This is a genomic window from Streptomyces sp. NPDC055140, assembly GCF_053607285.1.
Genome location: NZ_JBSGTG010000073.1, coordinates 1 through 9674 on the forward strand (window position 1 = coordinate 1; position 9674 = coordinate 9674).

Genomic DNA, 9674 nt, shown 5'->3' on the forward strand with positions numbered 1-9674 from the left:
CTCGACAGCTGCATCGGTCATCGGAACTACCCGAGCATGCCCGTTGACCATGCTGTCGCACCGCGAAACTCCAAGATCCCCGACAGAGTCAAGCTCAGAGAGACGTGCCGCATGCCCCAGGCCTAAACGTCTCTACCTGGACACGGAAGGGGCACTGCCCACCACGGCGGAACGTGGGTGCGAGGATCCGATACGGGCGCGATCAGCCTGCGACGCGGACGCCGAACTGGAAGCTGCCGATCGTGCTCATCGACTCGTAGCGCACCGAGGCCCCCGGGTGCGGCGCGTGCAGCACCTGGCCGTTGCCCGCGTAGAGGCCGACATGCTCGGTGTTGTTGAAGAAGACCAGGTCACCGGGCTTGAGTGCGCTCATGCCCACCCGGGTTCCGTCGTTGACCTGCGTGTACGTCACCCGGGAGATCTGGATACCGGCCTGCGCGTACGCCCACTGCGTGAGGCCCGAGCAGTCGTAGGAGTTGGGCCCCGTGGTGCCACGGACGTACGGCTTGCCTATCTGGGAGGCGGCCGCGTTCAGGGCGGCGGCACCAAACTTGGAGGCGGCCACCTCGTTGCCGAGGTTGACGCGGCCCGTGGAGGATCGGCTGGCCCGCGCCTCGTCGGCGGCCATCTTGGCGCGCTCGGCGGCGGTCAGGGAGTTCAGCAGCTTCTGCGCCTTGCTGAGCTTGCCCTGGATTTCCTTCTTCTTCTTGCCGAGCTCGGTGCGGGTGCCGGCGAGGTCCTGGAGCTTCTCTGCGGCCTCCGCGCGCTTCTGGGCCAGCTCGCGCTGCTTCGCCTGAACCTTCTTGAGCGACTCCAGCTGCCGCGCGGAGAGCGAGTCGAGCGTGGACGCCTTGTCGAGGTAGTCGCCCGGGTCGGCGGAGAGGAGGAGCTGGACCGAGGGGTCGATACCACCGGAGCGGTACTGCTCGCTGGCCATCGCACCGAGACCCGTACGCAATTCATTGAGCTCGCCCTGCTCGCGGGCGACCTTGTCCTGGAGCTGGCCGATCTCCTTCTCCAGCTTCTTCTGCTTCTCCTTGGCCCCGTCGTACTGGTTGGTGGCCCGCTCCGCCTCTTCGTAGAGCTTGTCGACCTTCGCCTTGACCTCGCTCTTCGTGGGCTTGGGGGCCGCGTTGGCGGCCTGTGAAGTAAGGGCCACGGCAGCGGCGGCGGTCGCCGTGAGCACGGTCACACGGGCACGGCTCGACTGCTTGGATCGACGGTGGGACGCCACGAAGGCGATCTCCTTCTTCTTCCAGCCGCCCACACAAACCCAGTGGGCGGTGCCCCTCCACCGTCACTCACCTCATGTGAGTGATCGCCCGAGCGGAGGTTCGAGACTCGACCCTAGTGACCTTCCTGTGACCATTTCAAAGCCTGACGTGAAAAATCTCGCCCATACCCTGCATTCTTTGCACACAACTCACCTACAGCGATGTCTATTTGACGCTACGTTGCATGATGGTCTTACCAACCAGACGAAAGTGAAGGGACGTTGCAATCCCAACAGAACACAGGCAAAAGACATGGCAGAGCCGCTTCATGAGCATCGCGGACACATCTGGACGCCCGCACGACCTGGGTCTCGTCCGCAAAGTCAGGTGAGCCAGAGTCGTCGGCAGGCGAGGGTGACCATGGCTTGGAGGAGAGAGCGCGTTTGCCACAGCGGGTGGCCAGGGCCTTGTTGTGCTTGAGCTTGTGGAAGCAGCGTTCGACCACGTTGCGGCGGCGGTAGGCGGTGAGCGGTTGTGACCGTTACGGGCTCCGGGGGTGGCCAAGTCTTTTCAGCCAGCAAGCGGCAATAAGCTCACCGCCAAACCCAGAGTCCCCAGGCTCACCAATCCTACGAATGACCGGCCTCGGCCCGCGCCAGAACAGTAGGACAAGCTCAGGGCCGGCGCGGTTACCCCCACGTGCCGGTGGAGATCTCCTCGAAGAGCCTGCTTCAGCAGGTCTCCTCGCTGGCGAACGGCGTGTCGTCGACCGCGACGATGTCGGCTTTCATCCGCTGGGCGATGGCCGCATGTACCTCATGGTCAGGCCGCTCGGAGACCCTCTTCAAGGCCGTGTCCTATGTGGTGAGGCGGGGTGGGCACTGCACCTCAACATGGGTCAGGGTACGTGGAGTTGGATTGTTCCGGACGGACTGTGGGTGGTCGAGGGCTGCGTGTGGGGACGGCTGCAGGGGGAGATCCTGCACCGCTTGCGCGACCCCGACCTCCACGACCTGTCATGCGCCGTCCTCAACTCCTCCCACGTACGCGCTAAAAAAGAAGCGGACTCACAGACCCGAGCCCCATGGACGGGGAAATCCGGGTTCAAAAGATGCACGTCCTGTAGGTAGCGAACGGACTGCCCCTCCTGGTCGGCCTCTTGGCAGCGAACACACATGACAGCCTCGCGCCGAAGCCCACGGTCGAGGGCCACCAAAGGACACACGACCCTCACCATGCTCGATATTTCAAGCCCCGGCGTCTACACGCGGATAAGGCCTACGAACGTCCCTCGCCTCTGGGGTCACCAGGTCACCGCATAGGACGCGGTCTCAGTACGGTGCAAGCGCTCCCCAGGGTGCCTTCGTCATCAAAGACTGGCGGCTACAGCCGAGGGCCTGGTCGTCTACCTGGCCGGTGCCCTCCTTGCTGCCGTGGACAGCACCGCGAGCCCCGGGAGCCAGCCAAGGGCCACGCCCCACACTGCACCGAACACCGCCCCCGCCACCGCGTATCCGACCCAGCCGGCGAACCCCGCCTCCACCATCCGCGCTGCCACGAACCCGCGCCACACCCCGGCGACAGCGGCGCCCGCGATCAGCGCCGTCCAGCCGGCCAAGAGACGCCGAGTGCGGCCACTGTTGGGGCGGCGGCGTACGTGACGGCGGACCCGCAGCACGGCGGCCGCGAGAAGGGTCAACGCGCCGAAGCCCTCGGCCAGCTGCCACGCCCAGGTCGTGGCGCCGAGCGGCGCCGCGCGAAGCCCCGGCAGTCCGGGCGGGATGCCGAGCGCGCTCGGCACGACGGTCAGGCCCGCGTGCGCGGTGGTGTAGGTCAGGAATGGCACGAAGCCGTACGCAAGAACGAGTGCCAGGCAGCCGCAGAGCACTGCTGTGGTCGCGGTCCAGCGGATCTTCAGCGACATGGTGCATCACTGTAAGTGGCGGTGGGGCGCTCCGACAGAGGGCGGGAATAGAAAAGCTGAACAGTGCTCATGTCTGTTGCGGGGCCGGATCGAGTGCCTATAGTCCACGCCATGGCCGGATCTGCGATCAAGTCCCTGCGGGCGAAGTGGCCCATCTGGACGTCGTGTTGGGTCGTCACAGCGGTCGCCGCCGCACTGCTCGTGGCCGTCGGCCCGGACAGTGCGGGCGCGGACGGTACGCGCCGCTGGATCACTGACGACCAGGGGCGCGCGCTCGTCCTCAACGGCCTCAACACCGCCTCAAGCGCCAAGTCCGAGCCGAACGGCATGCCGTGGATCAAGGCCGCCGACGTCCAGCGGGAGAAGCAGCAGCTCGGTTCGAACTTCGTACGGTTCCTCATCCAGTGGCGGAACGTCGAGCCGGGGCCGGGGGCGTACGACGACACGTATCTCGACCAGGTCGCCGAACGTGTGCGCTGGTACGGTGCGCGCGGCTACCACGTCATGCTCGACATGCATCAGGACGTCTACGGGCCGAAGACGAGGGGCAACGGCGCGCCGGCCTGGGCCACCCAGACCGACGGGCTCGGAGTCGCCGAGCAGGATCAGTGGGAGCTCAAGTACATCGAACCGGGCACGGTGCGCGCCTTCGACCACTTCTGGGGCACCAAGCAGTCAAGCCGGAATCTGCGTGCCCGGTACGCGGCGGCGTGGGCGCATGTCGCCGGACGATTCCGCGACGAACCCGCCGTCATCGGCTACGACCTGATGAACGAGCCATGGGGCGGATCCGTGCAGGGACCGGCTTTCGAAGCGGGCCCGCTCGCCGCCCTCTACCGCAGGACCCTCGCGGCCATCCGCGAGGTCGACCACGACTCCTGGATCTTTGTCGAACCGGAGGCTGTGAGCACCAACTGGGGCCTGCCCAGCGGACTTCCGTACCTGAAGGACCCCCGCGGCGACGGCGACCGGGCCCGCATCGCCTACGCCCCGCACGTCTACCCACTGCCCTTGGACCTCGGCAGCGGCTACAGCGGTGACGCCAAGGCGTGGGTGCGGCGCACGCTGAGCTCATGGCGGACGCAGACCGAACGCACCGCGCGGCGGCTGAATGCCCCTGTCGTCGTCGGCGAGTACGGGATCGACGCGACGCTGCCGGGAGCGTTGACGTACGTCGCCGCGGTGCGGCGTCTCGCCGAGGAGATGGGTGCGGGGACCGCCTACTGGTCCAACGACCCCGGCCCCTGGTCCCCTTGGGAGCGCACGAAGCGTGGCACACTGCGGGCGACACGGCTGCTGCCCGTGCTCGACCGGCCCACACCGCTCGCGATCGCGGGGGAACCGGGCGCGTACGAATGGGATGCCACATCCAGGACGCTGAAGGTGAGTTGGCGTGGCGCGCGGCGGGGTGTCCGTGGGGACACGGAGCTGTACCTGCCCGAGCGGCACTTCCCGCGTGGCGGACGCGTCACAGGCGGTGACGTCACTTCCTGGGACGCCAAGTCCCGGATTCTGGTGGTCCGGTCCGGGCCCGGCGAGCACCGCATCCGCATCACACCCGTCCCGGACACGGACTGAGCTTGACGCGACGGTCGATCTGAAGACCCAGCACTCCAGCAGTGTCTCGCTATCTGCCGCGCTGATCTGTGACGCCGGATGCGGGACTACCTCCGCGGCCTACTGGGCCCGGTCGGCCCCAAGAACGGCTGGCAGTTGGCCGATCATCGATGAGGTCGCGAAGAAGAAGGTACCGGCTGACCGGATACCGTCCATGAGCCCCAGGTCTCCTCGCTGCCGTCGGCCCCATGACGGAAGGGGACGAGGTGGCCGGTCATCACCGTGCCGATGGGAGCGAAGAATCACCCTGGGGGTAGGCGAATGGAGACGAGGCGGCCGACCCGTCGGCCTGGTGTCGGCGTACACCTGAACGTCCCACCCCGCGTACGGATGGACGCGGCCAACGGACAGCCCGAAGGTACCGCCGTCCCGCCGACGCCGGATACGTGAAAGCCGATCTGCTCATCCGGGTAGGTGGACGCGCCGAGAGCCGGCGCCTCACCACCCGAGCTGGGCCTCCCCCAGCACGGTGCTGCCAAGATACGCGGCGAGGCGCCTGGCTCGTGGAAGATCGCCCCACTTGTCGACGTGCGCGAACACGGTGTGGTGATCGGTCCGCTGCAACCAGTTCACGTCGTCGCAGTTGAAGACGACCTCCACGCCGTCGTACTTCGAGACACCGTACGACTCCGTCTCCGGATCGTCGGGCCACCTGCCGGGCAAGCCGATCGAAGCGATACCTCGGCCCACCGCCTCCACGAACCGGCGCTCCACGGTGCCCGGTGCGACGTAGTGCAGGACGGACAGAGGGAGTTCCGCCTCCAGCACGGAGTGCTCCGCGGTGCCGATGTCCAAGCCGAAATCCGGGAAGTCACCCGTCGCCGGGTCCACCCGGGCATCCGCGTAGTTGAATCCTGCACCGGGCAGCGCCGCGGCCATCCGCTGCGCGTCCTTCACGGTCAGCAGATCGGCCATCAAGGTCACCTCGTCGTCCCGCTCCTCCAGCAGAGCGTTCAGGCGCAGTGCCTGCGTCCAGGCCTCTTCGGCGTTGGTGGTACGGAAGACCGGATACGCCCGCGAGTTACCCATACGCGCCACCTTCGCACACCGCAACCAGACCCTCCCTCCGAGGTTTGACGTCGAGATCGTCTAGCTCATGAAGGGACAGCACACCGATCCCAACCCAGGTCCTCCGCCGAGAGGTGGGGCAGGTCAACCTGTCACCCAATCCTGCATCAGACCCGATTCAAAGCCATCCCACGGCGCCGGGTTGTCGAGCGAACCTTCTCGCTGGTGCACCGCCGCCGCCTCGCCCGCGACTGCGAAACCCACCCCCACCGATCCGAGGCCATGATCCACCTAACGTGCACCCTCAGCCTTCAACATGTCGCAGCCCCTTAGGGGGCCCACAGATCTCTCGTTCACCGCTCCACGCCAACCGCCCATTCCGGCCTTCCGGATGCGGGGCCCCACGTCCTTGCACCTGACTCCCGCGGATCATCGGCGAACCCCCTTCACCGAAGGTCCGCGCTTCACCTGGGGGCGGGGCCCGCCGAAGCCGGATCAGGCGCGCAGGGTGACGCCGAAACGGGTTCTCATCCGCCGCAGTTCCCACAGCGAGACGGCGGTCACCGACAGTGGCCCGCCCAGCGTTGAGCCGATCTGGACGATGGGCGAACCCCCCGGCATGCCGTCGCTGGTCAGGTTCAAGACCGCGAACACCCACACCAGCGCCAGGGTGAGGACGGGCGGCAGCATCGGGTGGACCTGGGCGCTGTTGAAGGCACTGCGGGCCGAGTACAGCGACGCCATGAAGAAGAAGGGAAAGCCCCACACGATCACGATGAGCGAGGCGACGGCCAGAACGTATTCCCACCAGCTCTTCCCGTCGTCGGCGTTGACGGTCAGGGCCGTCGGGACGAGGATCCCGCCGATGACGACCAACGTCAGCACGTACCAGCCGACCGCCTTGAGCGGAGCGCGCAGCCGGGAACGCAGATGCGGCCGCAGGTGCGGGGGCGCGTAGTAGATGAATCCGAGGATGACCAGGGGCGCGGCGATGATCAGCACGAACGGAGCGAGGATGAGTTGGGCGGCACCGCCGTACGCCGCGTTCTCCCAGCGGTTCGGGTCCACGTTGTAGGCGAGGATCAGGGCGATGGTGGCGGCGGCACCGAGGACCGTGCGGGCCAGCTGGACGCGGTCCACGGTGCGGTCCGCGATCCGGCCTTCACCCTCCTGCGCGAAGAGCCTGGTGGCGACGCGGTGCGCGGAGCGCAGGATCGCGCCGACGAGCCCGAAGGGAGAGCCGAACGACAGGCAGCCGCGGCGGCGCCGGGCGGCGGGCCTCGTGGGCTGGGGGCCGTAGGGGTACGGGTTCGGATACGGAGGCTGGTTCGGGTACGGGCCCGGATTCGGTGGTGGCGGACCGTACGGGCCGCCCTGCGGTGGTCCGTAGGGAGCGCCCCAGCCGCCCTGGCCTCCCGGTCCGTTGCCGCCAGGCTGACCCGGGCCGTTTCCCGGCCCCCATCCCCCCGTAGCCATGCCGCTCCCCGTTCACTTTCGGCCAGTTGCTGTGTGTCCTGTGGTGCCACGGCGCAGTGTAATGGCACATCGGGTGACAGAGGCCGCGCTCACTGCCGGTCGCGCCGCCTTGCCCGTCGCGCCACATACGTGCATACCCGTCAGCGCTCCGGCGAAGCGCCGAGACCGGTCAGGGCGCCGACCGGATCGAGGTCGGGGGCGCCGCGGGGCCACCAGTCGTCGTAACCCGGTTCCGACTCGTACACGTACCACAACCCGTCCCGGCCCAGGCGGAGTTGGACATGCCCGCGGGGGTGGGTGAGGTGGTTGCGCCAAGGGCGGAAGGCCGGCAGATGGGCGGCGAGGAGGAGCGGGCGGGCGCGGTCGAAGCGTCCGGCCGGCGAGTCCCAGGGCTCCTCCAGAACGGCGAGCCCTTCGATGCCGCCCCGCCGCCAGGCCGCGACCGCGGGCCAGTTCGGCGGGGGCGCGGTCGGCGGCGGAGGCGAGCGAGGCGTAGAGCGAGCGGGAGCCGGCCGTGGGGCCTGAACCAGGGCGGGCGGCGGCGAGCCGGACCGCGTCCTGCCACAGCGTCAGCTCCACCACCGGATCGCGGCCGGTGCTGAGCAGGGCGTGGGCGGCTGCGTCGGTCGCCAGCTGGTCCGGCGCGAAGGGGTCGGGGCCGCCGGGTGCCGCCGGGTAGACCGGGGGCGGCTCGGGCTGCGGAGGCACGGGCAACGGCGCAGGGAGAGGCGGGAGTTGGTGTCGGGCGAGGACGTCCGTGGCACGTATGCCCGGGAACGGAGCCGGCGCCTGTTCACGGGCGGCGCGGGCCGCGCCGTTCTTTGCTGAGGGTGCTGCTGCCCGAGCGCCACAGGCTGTCCAGGTCGCGGACCGGTGGCACCTCTGGCACAACCTGAGCGAGGCCGCCGAGCGGAGCGTCGCGCAACACCGCCGCTGCCTATGCGTCCTGGCGCCCGCGACACCTCAACCCGAACCCGAGGCCGTCCCGTCCGCGGACTGGTCAGGTTCGCCATGGCCGCGCGGGCACCGGTTCGCCGACCGGACCCGGGCCCGGCAAGCTGCTGTCCACGCACTGCTGAAGGCAGGGCATCGTCGTCGCTCGGTCCAGCGGCAGCTCAGGATGACCTACCGCACCGTCAAGCAGTTCGCCGACGCCGCGACGCCAGAGGAGTTGCTCGCCGGTCACTGGCAGAACCGACCCTCCGTCCTCGACGACTACAAGCCCTACTTGGACGACCGCTGGAGCGAGGGCTGTACCAACGCTTGGAAGCTGTGGGAGGAGATCGTGCCGCTTAGCTATAAGGGCAGCTACCAGCGTGTTCACGCTTATCTGCACGACATGCGGACCTCGCCGCGGCCGGTGACCGCCCGGCCGCCCTCGCCCCGAGCCGTCGCGGGATGGATTCTCCGGCGTCCGGGAACCCTCACCCCGTCCGAGCAGCTCCAGCTCAAGGCCGTTCATCTAGGCTGGCGCGGTGACTGATGAGCAGGAGCGGGTGCAGCCGTCGGGTGTGTGGGCCACGGCGGTGGGGGTGGCCCGGGTGCGGGCGCTGGAGACCGAGCGGGAGAACGCGCTGTTCCGCGACCCACTGGCACAGGCCTTCGCCACCGCCGGCGGCCTGTGGCCCTCCTCGCCGCCGCCCGATGACGAGGCCGCGCGACGCCGCCGGCTGGCCGTGTCGTTCTCCATCGTCATCAGGACGAAGTTCCTCGACGACCTGTTGCAGCAGGCCTCCGCGTCCGGGGTCCGGCAGGTCGTGCTGCTCGGCGCAGGCATGGACAGCCGGGCCTTCCGGATGGACTGGCCCGAGGGCACCCGGCTGTTCGAGGTCGACACCGCCGCGCCACTGGACTTCAAGGCTTCGGTGCTGCGCCAGGAGCGGGCCGTCGCACGCTGCGAGCGGATCACCGTCGCGGTGGATCTGCGTGAGGACTGGCCAGGCGCGCTGGCCGCTGCAGGGCACGACCCGGCCGTGCCGACCGCGTGGATCGCCGAAGGACTACTGATCTATCTGCCCGAGGACGCGGTGGAGCTGCTGTTGGCCCGGATCAGCGCGCAGTCGGCGGCAGGCAGTCGGATGGGGCTGACATTGGGCTCGCGCGGCGTGATCGAGCGCTTCGGCGCGGACGCCGCGCCGGGATCGGCGGCGTCCATGTGGGTCTCGGAGATGCCCGACGACCCGGCGGGCTGGCTGGCCGGGCACGGCTGGGAGGCCGACAGCCACACCCTGCGCGAGCGCGCTGCCGCCTACGGCCGCCCGATCAGCACCCCGCCGCAGCGCGAGGAGCGGCCCGGCGGACTGATCTCGGCGGTCCGCCGGTAGAGCGTCTCCCGGTTCCCTAGGCACTGTTTCTCGGATCTCCTGACATGAGTGGGGAGTTGGGGTCAGGCTGGCCGTATGGGTCGTGGGGATCTGACAAACGCGGAATGGGAT

7 protein-coding genes and 3 pseudogenes are annotated in these 9674 nt (G+C 68.7%); 4 read left to right on the forward strand and 6 right to left on the reverse strand.

All coding sequences use genetic code 11. The features are described 5' to 3' along the window. Window positions 1-202 precede the first annotated feature (202 nt). From ACWFR4_RS46475 to ACWFR4_RS46485, 3 genes and pseudogenes are all read right to left on the reverse strand, one after another. A complete protein-coding gene (locus ACWFR4_RS46475; RefSeq protein ID WP_453657746.1) occupies window positions 203-1234 on the reverse strand; it encodes an NlpC/P60 family protein in 1032 nt (343 codons plus the stop codon). Window positions 1235-1597: 363 nt separating this feature from the next. Then, window positions 1598-1737 (reverse strand): annotated as a pseudogene (locus ACWFR4_RS46480) (IS5/IS1182 family transposase); the annotation flags it as partial. Window positions 1738-2619: 882 nt separating this feature from the next. Next, window positions 2620-3138 (reverse strand): hypothetical protein, encoded by a 519-nt coding sequence (locus ACWFR4_RS46485; RefSeq protein WP_453657748.1) that lies wholly within the window; start codon window positions 3136-3138, stop codon window positions 2620-2622. 111 nt (window positions 3139-3249) lie between these two features. On the opposite strand from ACWFR4_RS46485, the gene ACWFR4_RS46490 reads away from it, so the two are divergent. Further along, window positions 3250-4716 carry a cellulase family glycosylhydrolase gene (locus ACWFR4_RS46490; RefSeq protein WP_453657750.1) on the forward strand — a complete coding sequence of 489 codons (1467 nt, stop codon included), beginning with the start codon at window positions 3250-3252 and terminating at the stop codon, window positions 4714-4716. 477 nt (window positions 4717-5193) lie between these two features. Here ACWFR4_RS46490 and ACWFR4_RS46495 read toward each other — a convergent pair whose 3' ends face one another. Beyond that, window positions 5194-5784 carry a hypothetical protein gene (locus tag ACWFR4_RS46495; protein ID WP_453657752.1) on the reverse strand — a complete coding sequence of 197 codons (591 nt, stop codon included), beginning with the start codon at window positions 5782-5784 and terminating at the stop codon, window positions 5194-5196. Between the two features lie 156 nt (window positions 5785-5940). Between ACWFR4_RS46495 and ACWFR4_RS46500 the strand changes: the two are divergent. Further along, a pseudogene (locus ACWFR4_RS46500) lies at window positions 5941-6057 on the forward strand (IS5 family transposase); the annotation flags it as partial. Window positions 6058-6258: 201 nt separating this feature from the next. Here ACWFR4_RS46500 and ACWFR4_RS46505 read toward each other — a convergent pair. Together ACWFR4_RS46505 and ACWFR4_RS46510 are read right to left on the reverse strand one after the other, a co-directional pair. After that, window positions 6259-7239 carry a hypothetical protein gene (locus tag ACWFR4_RS46505; protein WP_453657754.1) on the reverse strand — a complete coding sequence of 327 codons (981 nt, stop codon included), beginning with the start codon at window positions 7237-7239 and terminating at the stop codon, window positions 6259-6261. A gap of 140 nt (window positions 7240-7379) precedes the next feature. Beyond that, window positions 7380-8052: pseudogene (locus tag ACWFR4_RS46510) on the reverse strand (SWIM zinc finger family protein); the annotation flags it as partial. Between the two features lie 307 nt (window positions 8053-8359). Between ACWFR4_RS46510 and ACWFR4_RS46515 the strand changes: the two are divergent. After that, window positions 8360-8722, forward strand: coding sequence for a hypothetical protein (locus tag ACWFR4_RS46515; protein ID WP_453657756.1), 363 nt, complete (start codon window positions 8360-8362; stop codon window positions 8720-8722). A gap of 28 nt (window positions 8723-8750) precedes the next feature. Continuing rightward, entirely contained in the window at window positions 8751-9563 is an 813-nt protein-coding gene (locus tag ACWFR4_RS46520; RefSeq protein WP_453657758.1) for a class I SAM-dependent methyltransferase, read from the forward strand. The last annotated feature ends 111 nt before the right edge of the window (window positions 9564-9674 follow it).

What these genes read in the sequence shown, in the direction of transcription:
- ACWFR4_RS46505 (WP_453657754.1), bottom strand. Translation starts at nt 7,239, where the DNA reads ATGGCTACGGGGGGATGGGGGCCGGGAAACGGCCCGGGTCAGCCTGGC.
- ACWFR4_RS46485 (WP_453657748.1), bottom strand. Translation starts at nt 3,138, where the DNA reads ATGTCGCTGAAGATCCGCTGGACCGCGACCACAGCAGTGCTCTGCGGC.
- ACWFR4_RS46495 (WP_453657752.1), bottom strand. Translation starts at nt 5,784, where the DNA reads ATGGGTAACTCGCGGGCGTATCCGGTCTTCCGTACCACCAACGCCGAA.
- ACWFR4_RS46515 (WP_453657756.1), top strand. Translation starts at nt 8,360, where the DNA reads ATGACCTACCGCACCGTCAAGCAGTTCGCCGACGCCGCGACGCCAGAG.
- ACWFR4_RS46490 (WP_453657750.1), top strand. Translation starts at nt 3,250, where the DNA reads ATGGCCGGATCTGCGATCAAGTCCCTGCGGGCGAAGTGGCCCATCTGG.